Annotated in this window: 14 protein-coding genes and 1 tRNA gene; 7 read left to right on the plus strand and 8 right to left on the minus strand. The window is 49.5% G+C overall.

Going from position 1 to position 15,307, the window contains the following annotated elements; translation table 11 throughout:
* Positions 1-59 precede the first annotated feature (59 nt).
* A complete protein-coding gene (locus L1S32_RS04275) occupies positions 60-3,134 on the plus strand; it encodes a PKD domain-containing protein (RefSeq protein ID WP_278156421.1) in 3,075 nt (1,024 codons plus the stop codon).
* A gap of 327 nt (positions 3,135-3,461) precedes the next feature.
* Here the strand turns inward: L1S32_RS04275 and L1S32_RS04280 are convergent, their stop codons facing one another.
* Genes L1S32_RS04280 through L1S32_RS04295 form a run of 4 tightly spaced genes read right to left on the minus strand, consistent with a single transcriptional unit; the run spans position 3,462 to position 5,915 of the window.
* Positions 3,462-4,034: an iron-sulfur cluster assembly scaffold protein gene (locus L1S32_RS04280; RefSeq protein WP_278156423.1), complete on the minus strand. Its 573-nt coding sequence runs from the start codon at positions 4,032-4,034 to the stop codon at positions 3,462-3,464.
* Between the two features lie 4 nt (positions 4,035-4,038).
* Positions 4,039-5,268: a cysteine desulfurase family protein gene (locus L1S32_RS04285; protein WP_278156425.1), complete on the minus strand. Its 1,230-nt coding sequence runs from the start codon at positions 5,266-5,268 to the stop codon at positions 4,039-4,041.
* The gene (locus tag L1S32_RS04290) at positions 5,265-5,495 is read right to left on the minus strand and encodes a sulfurtransferase TusA family protein (RefSeq protein WP_278156427.1); all 231 of its coding nucleotides are present in this window, start codon (positions 5,493-5,495) and stop codon (positions 5,265-5,267) included. Before L1S32_RS04290 ends, L1S32_RS04285 begins: the two co-directional genes overlap by 4 nt.
* A 9-nt stretch (positions 5,496-5,504) precedes the next feature.
* On the minus strand, positions 5,505-5,915 hold the full coding sequence (locus L1S32_RS04295; protein ID WP_278156429.1) for a DsrE/DsrF/DrsH-like family protein: 411 nt from the start codon (positions 5,913-5,915) through the stop codon (positions 5,505-5,507).
* Between the two features lie 234 nt (positions 5,916-6,149).
* Between L1S32_RS04295 and L1S32_RS04300 the strand changes: the two genes are divergently transcribed.
* Complete coding sequence (locus L1S32_RS04300) at positions 6,150-7,643, plus strand: DHA2 family efflux MFS transporter permease subunit (protein WP_278156431.1); 1,494 nt, start codon at positions 6,150-6,152, stop codon at positions 7,641-7,643.
* A 202-nt stretch (positions 7,644-7,845) separates the two neighbouring features.
* On the opposite strand, the gene L1S32_RS04305 is transcribed toward L1S32_RS04300, so the two are convergent.
* Both L1S32_RS04305 and L1S32_RS04310 read right to left on the minus strand, forming a co-directional pair.
* Positions 7,846-8,997: a PAS domain-containing protein gene (locus L1S32_RS04305; protein ID WP_278156433.1), complete on the minus strand. Its 1,152-nt coding sequence runs from the start codon at positions 8,995-8,997 to the stop codon at positions 7,846-7,848.
* A 73-nt stretch (positions 8,998-9,070) separates the two neighbouring features.
* Positions 9,071-10,231: an iron-containing alcohol dehydrogenase gene (locus L1S32_RS04310; RefSeq protein ID WP_278156435.1), complete on the minus strand. Its 1,161-nt coding sequence runs from the start codon at positions 10,229-10,231 to the stop codon at positions 9,071-9,073.
* 116 nt (positions 10,232-10,347) lie between these two features.
* On the opposite strand from L1S32_RS04310, the gene L1S32_RS04315 reads away from it, so the two are divergent.
* Both L1S32_RS04315 and L1S32_RS04320 read left to right on the plus strand, forming a co-directional pair.
* Positions 10,348-10,806 carry a hypothetical protein gene (locus tag L1S32_RS04315; protein ID WP_278156437.1) on the plus strand — a complete coding sequence of 153 codons (459 nt, stop codon included), beginning with the start codon at positions 10,348-10,350 and terminating at the stop codon, positions 10,804-10,806.
* 282 nt (positions 10,807-11,088) lie between these two features.
* Positions 11,089-11,757, plus strand: coding sequence for a flavodoxin family protein (locus tag L1S32_RS04320; protein ID WP_278156440.1), 669 nt, complete (start codon positions 11,089-11,091; stop codon positions 11,755-11,757).
* A 4-nt stretch (positions 11,758-11,761) separates the two neighbouring features.
* Here L1S32_RS04320 and amrS read toward each other — a convergent pair whose 3' ends face one another.
* The gene (gene amrS, locus L1S32_RS04325) at positions 11,762-12,751 is read right to left on the minus strand and encodes an AmmeMemoRadiSam system radical SAM enzyme (protein WP_278157029.1); all 990 of its coding nucleotides are present in this window, start codon (positions 12,749-12,751) and stop codon (positions 11,762-11,764) included.
* Between the two features lie 109 nt (positions 12,752-12,860).
* On the opposite strand from amrS, the gene pyrH reads away from it, so the two are divergent.
* The 3 genes from pyrH (at position 12,861) to nth (ending at position 14,352) form a co-directional block, all read left to right on the plus strand.
* Positions 12,861-13,562 (plus strand): UMP kinase, encoded by a 702-nt coding sequence (pyrH, locus tag L1S32_RS04330; RefSeq protein ID WP_278156442.1) that lies wholly within the window; start codon positions 12,861-12,863, stop codon positions 13,560-13,562.
* Between the two features lie 55 nt (positions 13,563-13,617).
* Positions 13,618-13,692 (plus strand) — tRNA-Pro (locus tag L1S32_RS04335).
* Between the two features lie 9 nt (positions 13,693-13,701).
* The gene (gene nth / locus L1S32_RS04340; RefSeq protein WP_278156444.1) at positions 13,702-14,352 is read left to right on the plus strand and encodes an endonuclease III; all 651 of its coding nucleotides are present in this window, start codon (positions 13,702-13,704) and stop codon (positions 14,350-14,352) included.
* A gap of 79 nt (positions 14,353-14,431) precedes the next feature.
* Here nth and L1S32_RS04345 read toward each other — a convergent pair whose 3' ends face one another.
* Positions 14,432-15,130 carry a type 1 glutamine amidotransferase gene (locus tag L1S32_RS04345; RefSeq protein ID WP_278156446.1) on the minus strand — a complete coding sequence of 233 codons (699 nt, stop codon included), beginning with the start codon at positions 15,128-15,130 and terminating at the stop codon, positions 14,432-14,434.
* Positions 15,131-15,307: the final 177 nt, after the last annotated feature.

Below are 15,307 nucleotides of genomic sequence, written 5' to 3' on the forward strand. Positions count from 1 at the left end.
GTCAATCATACCAATATATCACCATTGACATGAGGTGATGTCATATTCTGAAAAATCATGTGACTAAATTGCTTTTGGGGATGGTATTTCTTATCTGCCTTGTACAGGCGGTAAGCGCAGCCTCCCTTCTGGTAGCTGCAAGCGATAGCAGTGTGCTATCGAAAAATCAGGCTAATTATATATGTGACGGAATTCAGGACCAGAATGAGATAAATGCGGCATTTAATGCATTACCCCAGGGGGGGGAAGTGATCCTTTCCGAAGGAACATTCAATTTTGATAAAGCCATTTATCCCAAGACCGGTATCACACTGCGTGGACAGGGCGATACAAAAACATTTCTGGAATTTACGAAAGATGGGTTAATACAGGTGGACAAAGAATATGTCACGCTTGAAAAATTTCATATGTCCGGGAGTACCCACACAGCAAATCTTGAGTGGCTGGGTGTTATTACCATACGGGCAGGTCATTGTGCCGTCCGCGATGTCACAGGCACCAGCGATAAAACTATCGAGGCAGTATTCAAAGTGCTGACTGTTGACTGGAGCGGTTACAACAAGAACATCGAAGACATTGAATTTACCCGGTGTAAAGCCATAGATCCCGCCGGGTTTGGATTCCAGCACGATGCATGGGGATCAAAATACAAGCTCATAAAAAATGTGAGATATACTGATTGTCAGGCAATCAACTGTGGGAGATTTGAACAATTCTATCCCTGGGTTACCGGATTCGACTTTGCAGAACTGAACGATATGGAGAATCTCCGGGTTACAGGGTGCATCGCTGAAGGGAGCTGGGAATCAGGATTCCATTTTGAATATGATCCCGTCGTCACCGACGCTGTATTAACAGATTGTATTGCGAGAAACAACGGACAGAAGCCATTTCCGGCCACCTACACACAGGAGTTCCTTGCCGGATACTTTATCGGAAAAGGTGAGGTTACATTAGTGAATTGTCAGGCGGAAGGAAACAGTTTTGCAGGATTCTATGCCGATGATGCAAGCAATGTAAAAATGTATGGCTGCACTGACGTAAATACTGCAATCGACGAAAACGATTTTTCCGTCTGGAAACCGGCATCATTCGTTATGCTCTACACCTGGACTGCACCGTTTGTTATGGAGGACTGCTCAAGCATTAACTCAAATGGGCGCGGTCTCTTCGTTGGGGCAGATCCCACCTGGCCCGTTAAAGGTCAGGTCAAAAACTTTGTCATGACAAATGCAGCGGGTGTAGATGGAAGTGCCATACAGCTGAGGGGTGTTGAGGGCTCTTTTGATATTGATGCGTCCGGAAACCGGGCATCAACTCTCATCAGTGTGAACAAAGGTGTAAATGCGGATTTTACCGGAAATATTGTGTCGGATGTTGCCCGGCCGTTTGTCTTTGATGGATCTGCCTTCAGCAATACATTCGTTCATGATGTTGTGACAGTGTCAAAGACCCTTCCTGTTGGTTCAACGGGAATTACATTAACCAGTCAGGTTCCTTCTGGAGCAGTCCAGGTCAAAGACTGTGTTGTAGTTTCATCACCATCAATCCCAACACCAACGCCAACACCAATACCCACACCAACCCCAACCCCGATACCAACGCCGTCTCCGGTTCAGCCCTCCGGTGAGGTTCTGTTTGTCGTCGGGAATACGAATCTGAATACGGGTGATGCAGCGGTAAAGGGCCGGCTTGAAGCCAGCGGTTACACGGTGAAGGTTGTGGGCGATGCTGCCAGCTCGGCCTCGGATGCAGAGGGCAGGGATCTGATCCTCGTCTCCTCCACCTGTTTATCAGCGAGCGTCAACAGCAAGTTCATGGATGTATCCGTACCCCTGATCACCTGGGAACCCGACATCTATGATGATATGAAAATGACCGGCACTGTCCGGGCAGACGATTACGAGTGGGTGACAGGGCAGACACAGGTGCAGATTACCAACCCGTCCCATCCCCTCGCGGCTGGACTGAGCGGCACCGTTACTGTTACCAGTGCAGCGAATCTGCAGGCTTTCGGCGTGCCGAGCGCTGAATGTATTGGCGCGGCTTCTCTCTCACAGGACACGAACAAATACGTTGTTTACGGATATGAAACGGGTGCAACGATGGTGGGAATGAAAGCCCCCGCAAAACGTGTGGGCTTCTTCCTTTACGATACATCCGCTTCAACGCTGACGGCAGATGGCTGGGCATTATTTGATGCGGCAGTCGACTGGTCTGTTGGAACAGAAATTCCTACTCCAACACCAACGCCAACTCCAACACCAACACCAACACCAACGCCAACGCCAACGCCAACACCAACACCAACGCCAACACCAACTCCAACGCCAACACCTACACCTGTTCTGAGCCCCCCGGTAGCAGCGTTCAGTGCAGATGTAGTGTCAGGAACTGCCCCGCTGGAAGTTACATTCACGGATGAAAGTACAGGCATTCCCGAATCATACACATGGTACTTTGGAGACGGGAAAACCTCGTACGAACATAATCCGACCCATGTCTACACAGAACCGGGCACATATTCGGTGACCCTCAGAACAATCAACACAGAAGGCATTGACCTTGAGTCTAAGCAGGGCTTTATCACGGTAACTGGCGAGGACAGCCCGGCAGAAGTTAAAAACCCGCCGGTGGCCGCGTTCAGTGCAGATAAAGTATCAGGCATTGCACCACTGAAGATTGTCTTCACGGATGAAAGTATGAACAACCCGGATTCATATACATGGAATTTTGGTGACGGTGCAGTAGCATCAGAAGAAAACCCGGAACATGTCTACACACAGCCAGGCATATACACGGTTACCCTGAAGGTTGCCAATGCTGATGGAACAGATACCGAAACAAAAACGGGCTACATATCCGTAACTGCTGCACAGGTACCAGCTGAACCGGTAGCAGCATTCACCGCTGACAACGTACGCGGACTGGCACCAATGCAGGTAACCTTTACCGATCAAAGCCAGGGCAATCCCACGTCATGGACATGGTACTTCGGAGACGGGAAAACCTCGTACGAACATAATCCGACGCATACCTACACAAAACCCGGCACATACTCAGTAACCCTGAGAGTAATAAATGAAGAAGGAGTTGACTTCGAACGTAAAAAGGGATATATAACCATTATTTAGAGCATATATCCAAACACATTTTCTCTCTTTTTTTAACTCTCTGAAGAGCATTGGTAACCACTTCAGGTACAGAATTTTCGGCTGGTGTGAAATATTCATGCCCATCCGGGAGTCTTAGGCGTATAGCGCGCCCTGTAGAATTCCTCAAATTAAAAAATAAAACAACAATAAAACAAAAGCGTGAAGACAAATTAAGAATTTTCCTGATATGACTCTTAATCTTGCAAAAAAATAGAGGTTTCGGGCCCATTCAATAAGGAAAAGACCAAACAATGGAATGTTTTTCTGATCGGAAATACCGTTGCAAATTTCGCAATCATAATCGATTCACAACGATATGGCTTTTTTACCCTCTTCTTTCTGAGAATCTTTCTCCTCCTCTTCCTTCGCAATCCTCGCGTCCATCCTCTCCATCTTTTTCGTCAGCACTTCCATGAGCTGCTCTTCCTCCAGCGCATGCTTTTCATCCGGGGTGAGCTTCTCCGGCAGCCAGGACGGCCGCACTTTCCCCTCCCCTTCGAAAAAGGTCCTGATGGCCCGCCGGAGTGCCCCCACCGCGAGAACGCCGCAATGAAATTTCACACCGGGGAGTCCGCCAAGCTCTTCGGAGACTTCCTTCCAGCTGGCACCCCACGCCTCTTCAAGGGTTTTTCCCTTCACCATCTCGGTGATGATACTGGATGCAGCGATATTTGCCGCACACCCATAACTTTCAAAGCTTACATCGGTGATCGTCCGGGTCTTTTCATCAATCTTCAGGTAGATGGCGATCATATCCCCGCAGGCCCTGCTGCCAACGAGCGCTTCAACATCTGCATCCTCCATCTTCCCCTGATTTTTCGGGTTTTTAAACAACTCCAGCACTTTTGGATTATACGCTAACGGAATTCGGCTTGACATAGCATTAACCTCCTCTGAAAGGACTGATTGACCGAATCCGCGAAACCGCTTCGGGGAAACAGGTCAATACATATTCAACATCCTCTGCGGTGAGAAACGGCGTGGTCTTCATGAGGATGCTCCCGTGGGCCTCCTCGTATTTTCGCTTTAACGCAAGCAGCACATGGCTCGGTTCAAGGATACGGCTGGTGCATGCACTCCCGCTTGAGAGATACACACCCTTCAGGCTCATCTCGACCGTCATCGCCTCACCCTCGCAGTTCAGGAAACTGAGGTTCACATTATCCGGCGCACGTGCCGCTCCCACAGGCCCGTTCAGCAACGTATCATCAATTTCATCGATGATCCCCCTGATGAGCCGGTCACGGAGTGCAGTCATACGGGTGATGTACTCCCCACGGTTTTGGGTCATCATCTCAACCGCTTTTGCAAACCCCACAATCCCCGGTATGTTCTCCAATCCGGCCCACAGTTTCTGGGTACTGAGCTGGCCCCGGACGATGGGCTCCAGCTCCAGCCCTTCCTTCACATACAGGGCACCGACCCCCTTTGGCCCGAATACCTTATGGCTGCTGAAAGATGCAAGATCCACGCCGAGATCTGCCAAATCAAGGCCCATCCTGCAGAAGGCATCACATGCGTCGAAGTGTATCTTCACCCCCTCATCCTTGTCCCTCACCCGGTCAATGATCGCATGGATATCCTGTATCACCCCGATTTCATGATTCACGGGAGCAATACTGACCAGCAGTGTATCGCCGTCAACCTGTCCGGCGAGATATTCCTGGTCGACAAATCCGTTTGTGTCCACAGGAACCTTCACCACCGTATATCCCTGCTCCTGCAGGCGTTCAGCCGGGAACATAACGCTCAGGTGCTCAATGGCTGAAACAATGATCTTTTTCCGTTTCCTCCCGGCCTGTGCAAGACCCGATATCGCGAGATTGTTTGCCTCTGTGCCGCTGTGGGTATACACAATCTCGTCAGGGTGGCAGTGGAAGGCCTCCCCAATAACCAGCGAACGCGTATAGAGTGTTTCGTATGTTTCCCACCCGATCCGGTGCGTGATGGAGGGGTGCCCCCTCCCGCCACTGAGGTACGCATTGCGCATCGCCTCAAGCGCCTCCGGAAAAATAGGACCCGAGTTCTCCGCATCGAGATACACCTCCCGTTCGGGAATTCCATGCGCCTCAAGAAGGTCGGCAATATCCCTGGTGACATCGCTTGAAATCATTCCATGACCTCGATATAGATCTCGAATACATCGCCGGACCGCTCGACCGAAAGGAGCTTGTGGCCGACACTCGATGTCCATTCTTTCACGTCAGAAGGGGCGGCGGGGTCGGTTGCAAGCAATTTCACAATCTTCTGAGGAGCTGCCGCCGATACCGCCTGACTGAGGGCGATCAGGGGGCCCGGACATGATTTGAATGTAGCATCCACGATAATGTCTGCTTCCATGCAACCACCTCAGGATATGAACAGGGAGACATCCGCATCACGGGCAAGCCCGAGGAACGTGGATGCGCCTGCCACCTCATCCACAAAGCTCTCCAGATCATCCTCTTTCATCCCAAAAAGGCCGAGTGTCGCCGAGCAGGCATATATCCGGATCCTGCCGGTGGCTCTCCCCTGTTCCAGCAATTCGTGCCATCCGATCATTGCCCCCGATTCTATTGCCCCCATGAGCATGTCGCTACAATACTTGTAATCCTCGCTCACCGCCGAGGGTTCATACCCTTTTTTCAGAGCCAATAGTCCCCAGAACGTAAAGAAAAGATCAGCGTCCCAACCGGATATCGCCGCAGTTGTTGCCAGAGTGGCTGCAGGAAACAATTTGTCCAGTTTTTCCGATGTAATGATAAGTGAAATTTTTGGCATATGCAGTTCACCATCCCCCACAATGGATTGAACTGCCTAATGATCAAATCCATATAAATACCTGCCGTTAAAACGGGAGGTGCCGGATCAGCGTTCACAAATTCGTACCAGTTCACAGCACCCAAACATTTTAAAAAATATTCCCATACCGGTTCCGTCAGAACACGGTAATTACGTAGATTCAGCCTGTTTCTAAATCGAAATGATAATCAATCACCAAAAAGATAAACCGATATGAAACATTCCCAAAACGGTGACTCTTTAGGCAAATATGGCTTATTGATCATTTCCATCGCACTTGCCACCTTTATGGCATCGCTGGATGGAACCATTGTAAATATTGCTCTCCCCACAATATCCGCATCCTTTGATATCTCATCCAGTACCGTAAGCTGGGTTTCCACCGCCTATCTGTTAGTGATGGCAGGATGCGTGCTGATCTTCGGAAAGATATCAGACATCATCGGGTTTAAGAAGATATTCCTCTCAGGATTCGTGGTATTTTCCCTGGGATCCTTTTTATGTGGATTCTTACCCGAGATCCTCGACTCATTTTATACCCTGGTGGGCTCCCGCGTCATTCAGGCAGTCGGCGGTGCCATGATCTCTGCCATTGGCCCGGCGATGATCACCGCGTTTATCCCCATGAACCTCAAGGGAAAGGCGATGGGCATCATCATGACCATTGCAGCTCTCGGTACTGCCCTCGGGCCAACCCTTGGAGGATTTTTAACCCAGTATATGTCCTGGCACTGGATCTTCTTCATCAATGTACCGGTCGGCATTATTGCCGTCATTCTGGGCGCAAAAGTCATCCCCGCCACACCATCCCGTGGTAACCTCTCCGGCTTTGACAGGAGCGGGGCTGCACTGATATTCATCGGGCTTGCATCGCTTCTCTTTGCAGTCTCGGAGGGCGATACGCTGGGATGGACGTCCCTTCCCATCGCAGGGTCCATCGTCCTTGCCATCGCATCCCTGGGATACTTCATCCTGCACGAACTGAAATCAGCCGACCCCATCCTCGAACTCTCCCTGTTTAAAAACAAAAATTTCCTGCTCACCAATCTGATCATGTCTCTTGTCTTCTTTAGTTTCGCAGGAATCAATTATCTGCTCCCGTTTTATCTGGAATATGTACAGGGGTTCGACACCTCATCAGCAGGCCTCATTTTAACCGCACTCTCCGTTGCCATGATGATCGCTGGCATTCTTGCAGGAGCGATTTATAATAAAACAGGAGGGCGCATTCTCTGCATTGCCGCGGCGGGTTCTCTTGCTGTCGGATATTTCCTGATAACGAAACTCAGTGCCGATACCAGTGTAGGATTTATCGTGCTCTGCCTCCTGATCATCGGCTTTGGTCTGGGTCTTGTCATCACCCCCCTATCCAATATGATCATGAACTCCGTTTCCCGGAAAAATCAGGGAATGGTCTCAAGCCTGACTAGTCTTGAGCGGTTCGCCCCCATGACCATCGGCATTGCGATATTCAACCTGATCTTTATCCAGGGAATGTCAGCGATTGCAGAACACCGGGGGGTCACCCAGGATGCCCCGGTTACGATAAAAATGTCCGTTCTTGCCGCAGGATTTGATCTGGCATTCTTCTTCGCATTTATTTTTGCCATTATCATCCTTGGACTGACCATTCTTGCACGACAGGAGATACACCCGGATTATGCGAATGGCGACGAAAATGAAGAGCCGGCTATGGGAATTATCTAACCATTCTTTTTTGTTCAAAACCCCACAGGGTATTTCTTTTCTCAAAAGAGAAGCGGCATCCATGGCATAGTGCCCCCCCCGAACGTAAATGATGAGGAAACATTTCGGCACTTCAGGCGTCAGAGGGGTATTGATGCCTTCTGAGGTATGTATGCCCGTACAACACAGCTCAAAAACAGATAACACCTGCAGGAAAAGAACGTTATGATTCACATTTGTCCTGCAGATACCGGATAACATCCGAGATATCTGAGCGATCAATCAGGGAAATGCCGTAATGGCGTACGATCATATTTCTGACCTTTTCTGACTCAATCCAGCCGTTGTCAAGCGCATTTATCAGGTTGTCAATCTCTTTGATGTACGGCACGACCTTCTCTGTCACCTCTTCACCGCACTCAAGGTCAATGATGCTCAGAATAATCTGAAGGGGGTTTCGAATATGATCATTTAGGACAGCAAACTGCTCCATATTCTTGTCAATCTGGACAAATGCCTCCTTTTTCATATTTTCGAGAACGGTATATTCGGTGATATCCCTCAGGTATAACACCGACTGCTTAAAAACGCCATTTTCGATTATGGGCATATTCCGGAGAGAATATATCGCAAATTTGCCATCATGACGGTATTTAATATCCTCTTCAAAATATTCATGCAGCAAAAAAGAATCCCGTATCTCTGAATCCTGGTCGGAAGAGAAAAAGGAGTCCATAACTTTCAGATTCATCCCCTGAATCTCTCCCCGTATGCCGCTGTTCCGGCACAGGGTTTCAAAGGCATCATTATAAATGATCACCCGGAAGTGCTCGTCAATTACCACAAGAATATCATGAAGCGTATTAATCGTCGTTCGGTATTGAAATTCAGAGTACCGGATTGCCGCTTCCATCCTCTCGCGTTCCGTAATATCACGGCATAAAACAGTTATATAACTGTCCCTCTCAAAGTGGGCTGAACTAATACTCAGCTCCATCCGTATTTCCTGACCATCCCTGGCAGACACCTGTGCACGGATAATTTCCGATGACTGGATGTCAGATTTCATCATGGCAATGATTTGATGAAGCCGGTAGTGATGTGCTACATCAAATATCGTCATATTCAGGAGTTCCTTACCGGTATACCCAAGCATTTTCTCAGCGCGGCTGTTCGCATCGATAATGCGTCCTGAAGAGGGTTCAAGAATGAATACAATATCGCGGGTGCTGTCAAGTGCGACCCGGAACCGTTCCAGCTCCTCCTGTTTATACTGAAGCTGCGGATAATAACTCTTCTTAATAGAGGCTTCGCCAAACCCGATTATGCGATTTCTGATCTCTTTGAGATCCTCCTCATACTGTTTTTTATCCATCGTCATTTCGGCTTACTCAGACTATCATTTACCAATCAGGGAGGTAAGTTCATTTTCACAGACAAACAGCGTCTCAAAGGACACGCTCAAACAGACGGGACAGATCATCCACATCAGGAATTCTCGGATTGGTCGCAATACAGGGATCAGAAGCGGTATGTGCAACCAGATACGGAATATCATCAGCTGATGCGCCATATTCGGAAAGGGTCACCAGATCGTCCGGCCGTCCCCGCATCTCTGTAATTTTTTCAAACATTGCGGCGACAATTTTTTCATCATCGAACAGGTCTGGAGAGACGCCAAGAATGTCTGCAATTTTCCGATATTTCCGGTTCGATGACGAATAATTATACGGAATGACGCTCTGCATCACGATTGAACTGGCAAGTCCGTGCGGCAGATCAAACAGGGCACCGATGGCATGAGACATCGCATGGATGAGCCCAAGCCCTGCATTGGAAAACGCAATTCCCGCATACATGCTCGCCATCAGTGACTGAAAACGAAAGCCGGGATCATTCGTATAATCCCCTGAAAACGGAAACAAACCCGCGATAATTTTTATCGATTCAAGCGCAAGCATGTCACTGAAATGCGACGAACCATTGGAAACATAGGCTTCAATGGCATGAGTAAAGGCATCCATGCCTGAATTTATGGTGACCGTTTCCGGCTGTGTCATCAACGGGATAGTATCGATGAGAGAGACATCCGGAACAAGGGACTTGGAAATAATGAGTTTTTTTGTTTTTTTTGCCGGATCGCAGATCACGGCATATTGTGAGACATCTGCTGCACTCCCTGCTGTTGTCGGGACACAGATCAACGGTGGCATTGGATTTCTCACCAGATCGACGCCGATATAATCCATGATCGTCCCACCGTTTGCTGCCACGATACCGATTCCCTTTGCGCAGTCAAGGACACTGCCCCCTCCGATTGCAAGAATACCGGTGCATTCTTCACTCAGATAGGCATCTGCTCCTGCCATTACGTTATAATCGCGGGGATTCTCCTCAATATCTGTGAAGATGACATATTCAGTACCGGATTCATCAAGACTCTGGAGGATTTCCCGAATCCATTTCTGGCGAAAAATATTGTCGTCAGTTGTGATGAGAACCCTATCCGAATGAAAATTTCTGGTATACCTGCCGGCATACATTCGTGAATTATCACCGGTAATAATCTCCGGAATAACATATTTCCGGTGCTCACGAATCATCTCCATTCAGGACGTCACCTCATAAAATCTAATGCTATGTTTTCTCTGTCTGGTTAAATAGGATATGATTACTGCACCCTGCAGGAATAACTATATTCCTCCCGGCAGACATGGTTTTTTGTATGGCAATGTACAGGAAAGAAGGGATGCTGTGGATCACACTGGCAGTATGCTGTGCGATAGTATTGACGGCCTGCGGGGGATGCACCGATTCTGCACCGGGGGATATCACCGACAGGGACATTACGGTTATAACAAACACGCCCTCCACTACCCCATCAACCGGTCAGCAGGTGTACGGAAATCTCGTTATTGACGTGCCGGATTTTGTCCAGCACTGGAAAGCGGACGGGACATGTTTCTGGGAAGGCCGAATCCATGTTACCAATACCGGAGATACTCCTGAAATGAATGTCGTCATCCGTTCCTATCTCCTGCGTACAGCCGATGGTGAAAAAGAATATGTTGACAGTAAAACCCTGCAGCGGGTAAACCCCGGCGAATCCCTTTCCTATATATCACAACTGTCTGGCTCATGCGATACAGACTATTACATTGTGGTAAAGGCAGATACCGAATAACCATCGCCCAAAACCCGGTATTCAAAGAAAGCCCGGATACCCACCCTCAATAATCACGATTCTCTCACCACTCATTTTTGCACCTGTCGAAATGCCCTCCCGGACATGGACATGGCAGGTACACCTGCGGTTCCGGCAGGATATGCAAGAGTCGGAAGAAAACAGAATAATCCTGATCCTTTCATCCGGAAACAAGAACGCAGCAGCACCCTTGCAGACCGGATTTTTTCCGTCCGGACGAAACCCAAATATTCTTATTGGTTCTCCTCTTTCAGTCCTCATATGAAGATCCTTGCAGTGAACGCAAGCCCCCGGAGGAAAAACAGCAACACGCTTCAGCTGGTAGAAGCGGCACTCACGGGAGCGGCAGAGGCAGGAGCGGATACAGAATATCTGGACCTGTGTGAATACGACATCAGATACTGCACAGCATGCGCAATCTGCTACAAGACCGGGGAATGCCCGATTAAGGACGATTACGCAGAGATATTAGCTAAAATGGAGGAGGCTGACGGGCTGATTCTGGGATCACCCGTATACATAAATGCCGTAACAGCACAGCTCAAAACACTGCTCGACAGGATGGCAGACGTCATCCATTGTCAGGCATTTACCGGAAAATACGGCATCGCAGTCACCACCGGCGGCGGAGGGGGGACAGATGAAGTCATCTCATATCTGGGAACCACCCTTCAGGTGCTTGGAGCAACCATGTGCGGCGGCGTGGCTGCAGTCATGGCAGACGGCCCGGAGAGATTTGAAGAACAAAAAACGGTGGCCGCAAATGCAGGAAAAATCCTGGTACAGGCAATACGGGAAAAGAACAGATATCCGGAACAGGAGGTATTCCATGCGCAGATGCAGGAGCATATGACAGCACTCGTCCGTGCGAACCCGGACACCATGCAGCATGAATACGAGTACCTGAAAAACCGGGGATGGCTTGAATAGGTTTTTAGACCACGATTGGGGTCTTCTCTCCGCATGCCCGGCACTGTGAGCCGTCAAGGCCGGAGGCATCCGCCATAAATCCCCTTCGTTCAATGAGGAGTGCGCCGCAGGACGGACAATAGGTATTCTGATAGTCAGTATGTCCCACATTTCCGGTGTACGGGTACAAAATTCCCTCTTCCTTTGCCATGACGCACGCACGCTCAAGTGTGCCTGCAGATGTCGGAGCCGTATGGTCCATGTGATACTGCGGATAAAATCCGGTGAAATGCATCGGCGTTTCCGGACCCAGATTTTCCACTACCCAGCGAATAAGGGAGCGAATCTCATCCGGACTGTCATTCATTCCGGGGATTATAAGGGTCACGGTTTCAATATGCATCCCGCACTCCTTTGCCACCACTGTTGATTCAAGGACAGGCGCGAGACGGGCCGAACAGACCGAGCGGTAAAAGGAATCGGAAAATGATTTAATATCAACCCGGAAGGCATCAAGGACAGGTGCGATATCCTTCAGTGCCTCTTCGGTCATGTATCCGTTTGTCACATAAATCGTCTTCAGATCCTGATCGTGTGCAAGACGCCCCATATCCTTGGTATATTCATGCCAGATGGTTGGTTCATTATAGGTCCAGGCAATACTCCTGCACCCGGCCTTCACAGCGCGGCGCACACCCTCTTCAGGGGAGAGCGTATGAAGCATGCCCCTGAATTCAGAAATCTGAGATATCTGCCAGTTCTGACAGTGCTTACACCGGAAATTGCACCCAACCCCCCCCAGTGAATAGGAAAGCGTTCCCGGCAGGAAATGATTCAGGGGTTTCTTCTCGATGAGGTCTATTGCCTCGGCACTCACTTTCCCATAGGTAAGGGGATGCAGTGTTCCGGCAACATTCTCCCGGACGCCGCAGATCCCTGCTTTTCCGTCATGAATCCTGCACCGGTGTGCGCAGAGATCACAGCAGATCACATTCTCTCCGCATGCATGACACATCTCAGCCTTTCTCTCAGTCACCACATCCATCCTGCCCCTGCACTCCGTGAAAGAAAATAGTGAGGCAATGTAATAAACTTTAAGCCATGCAGACAAATCAATAGCCTGAATGAAAACCATTGTGATATCACTGGGTGGCTCCGTTCTGGTGCCGGATATCGGGAATAATAATATTAAACAATACCGTGACATCCTGAGCAGTCTGAAGGATATCTGCCGGATTTTTATCGTTGTCGGAGGAGGAGGCGAAGCCCGCCGCTACATCGGAGCAGCACGTGATCTCACTATTGATGAAGGGACTGCTGACGAAATTGGGATTCTTGTTACCCGGCTCAACGCCACCCTCCTGATGCATGCACTGTCAAAGGACAGCTTCCCACAGATCCCGGAGTCATATAACGATGCACTGATTGCCGGCGAAAGCGGCAAGATAGTCATTATGGGCGGCGTGACCCCTGCACAGACAACAGATGCCGTTGCCGCGGTACTTGCCGAACGCGCAGGTGCAGACCTCTTAATTAACGCCACGGCAGTTGACGGCATCTACACCGCAGACCCGCGGAAGGATGCATCTGCTGAAAAGATCCCGTTCCTGACGCCGGATGAACTGATTGAGATCGTACAGACCGGGCGCATGGATGCGGGGGCAAACAATGTCATTGACCTCGTCGCGGCCAAAGTCATACAGCGCAGCAAGGTTCCGATGGTGGTGCTTGACGGCAGGGACCCGGAAAATGTACGCACCCTCATCCAAACCGGGAAAAACAACGGTAGTCTGGTATCATATACCCCTGATCCGGCAGTATTCTGAGAATCATATCGGCACCTTTTTTTAGCCGACACGCCAATATAATGTGCAACCAAGGGGGGCAGTAGGGTAGCCTGGTCCATCCTAGAGCGTTTGGGACGCTTTGACGGCAGTTCGAATCTGCCCTGCCCCATCTATTATTATGATTCAGGAAGAAGCAGACCTGATTCTTTGTATCCTCACCGAAGATTATCCAGTTCATAATGGCGTGATATCTTTTCTTGAATTCGAAAATCCGTTCCAGATCCTTATTCTCACCATCCTGTCCGCACAGACAACGGACAGAATCGTAAATCAGGTCCGCGGTCCGCTTTTCCGGAACTATCCCGATGCATACGCACTGGCGCATGCCGCTCATGAAGACGTGGAGTCAATCATCCGTCCGACCGGATTTTACCACACCAAAGCAAAGAACATCATCGCAACCGCCCGTGCCCTTGTCGCACACTACGACGGAGAGGTACCCCAGAGCATGGACGAGCTGGTCACCCTGCCGGGAGTCGGCAGAAAGACGGCGAACATTGTCCTGAACCATGCATTCGGACGGAATGTAGGAATCGCCGTTGATACCCATGTGCAACGGCTTTCCCAGAGAATCGGCTTTTCTGATGCAGCAGCGCCGGATGCGGTTGAAAAAGATCTGATGCACCTCTTTGACCACTCCCAGTGGAAATACATCAATTATCTCCTCATATCACACGGGCGGGCCGTCTGCACCGCAAAGAAACCCAATTGCACGGCATGTAAAATATCCGGTCACTGCCGCTTTTTCAGGGAAAAAATCAGTACCTGAATGTGCTCCTGAAACCGATCTCAAAATTCTCCCTACCGGAGATATCACCCGACGATGATATTGAAAACCACCTTTCGGGTCATTCTTCTGTTTCACCAAAATATTCAAGAATGACAGACAGTATCTCATGTACAGGACCGACGCCGGTTTCGTCAAGTATCTCCGGTATGGTCTGCACATATTCAGAACCACTCACAATGTCCTCCGGGCAGTTTTCAACCAGACACTGAAGATTCTCCTTCGTCACCTCCGGGTGGAACTGGAGTCCGAGAACCTTTTCTCCATACAGAAATCCCTGATTTTTACAGCCGACGCTCTGGAAGAGATGGATGGAACCCTGAGGTAGTGCAAACGTGTCGCCGTGCCAGTGAAAGGCGATAAAGCGGTCTGGCATACAGGCGCAAAGGACCGCCTTTTCAGCATCATCCGTCTTTTCAACCGGGAACCACCCAATCTCGGGATACGTATTCTTTCTTACTTCGGCACCCAGCACCGCTGCGATAAGCTGTGCCCCAAGGCAGATACCAAGGACCTTTTTTCCGGAGTCAATTGCCGATTTTAGAAATTTCTTCTCCGCCGACAGCCAGGGATATCTGTCCTCCTCATATACGTTCATGGATCCGCCCATCACCACAACAAGGTCGCATTCATCAGGAGAAGGCAGAGGATCCCCGGAAAACAGGCAGGTCTCATAAAATGAGTGACCGTTCATTTCTGCCCAGACACGGATATACCCCGTATCTTCAAACGACTCGTGCAGGAGGGAATGGATTCTCATCGTACCTCCGTCCGGATTATGCAATATGGGGAATTCATGAATATGCCATATACCATTTTTTTCAGAAAACCCTTTCTCGTGGTGGAACAGAAAAATCTGACGCAATTCATCTATGTATTTGCTATAGATGGTTCGCTCCCGGCGGACTGAAGCGAGAAATCATTGGCCACCGTTCGC

The sequence above is a fragment of the Methanogenium sp. S4BF genome (assembly GCF_029633965.1).
Lineage (GTDB): Archaea > Halobacteriota > Methanomicrobia > Methanomicrobiales > Methanomicrobiaceae > Methanogenium.

Coding starts and splice junctions, on each gene's coding strand:
- amrS (WP_278157029.1), bottom strand. CDS start 12,751: ATGTGTCATGCATGCGGAGAGAATGTGATCTGCTGTGATCTCTGCGCA.
- nth (WP_278156444.1), top strand. CDS start 13,702: ATGATTCAGGAAGAAGCAGACCTGATTCTTTGTATCCTCACCGAAGAT.
- L1S32_RS04295 (WP_278156429.1), bottom strand. CDS start 5,915: ATGCCAAAAATTTCACTTATCATTACATCGGAAAAACTGGACAAATTG.
- L1S32_RS04345 (WP_278156446.1), bottom strand. CDS start 15,130: ATGAGAATCCATTCCCTCCTGCACGAGTCGTTTGAAGATACGGGGTAT.
- L1S32_RS04285 (WP_278156425.1), bottom strand. CDS start 5,268: ATGATTTCAAGCGATGTCACCAGGGATATTGCCGACCTTCTTGAGGCG.
- L1S32_RS04290 (WP_278156427.1), bottom strand. CDS start 5,495: ATGGAAGCAGACATTATCGTGGATGCTACATTCAAATCATGTCCGGGC.
- L1S32_RS04280 (WP_278156423.1), bottom strand. CDS start 4,034: ATGTCAAGCCGAATTCCGTTAGCGTATAATCCAAAAGTGCTGGAGTTG.
- L1S32_RS04320 (WP_278156440.1), top strand. CDS start 11,089: ATGAAGATCCTTGCAGTGAACGCAAGCCCCCGGAGGAAAAACAGCAAC.
- L1S32_RS04305 (WP_278156433.1), bottom strand. CDS start 8,997: ATGGATAAAAAACAGTATGAGGAGGATCTCAAAGAGATCAGAAATCGC.
- L1S32_RS04315 (WP_278156437.1), top strand. CDS start 10,348: ATGGCAATGTACAGGAAAGAAGGGATGCTGTGGATCACACTGGCAGTA.
- L1S32_RS04300 (WP_278156431.1), top strand. CDS start 6,150: ATGAAACATTCCCAAAACGGTGACTCTTTAGGCAAATATGGCTTATTG.
- L1S32_RS04310 (WP_278156435.1), bottom strand. CDS start 10,231: ATGGAGATGATTCGTGAGCACCGGAAATATGTTATTCCGGAGATTATT.
- pyrH (WP_278156442.1), top strand. CDS start 12,861: ATGAAAACCATTGTGATATCACTGGGTGGCTCCGTTCTGGTGCCGGAT.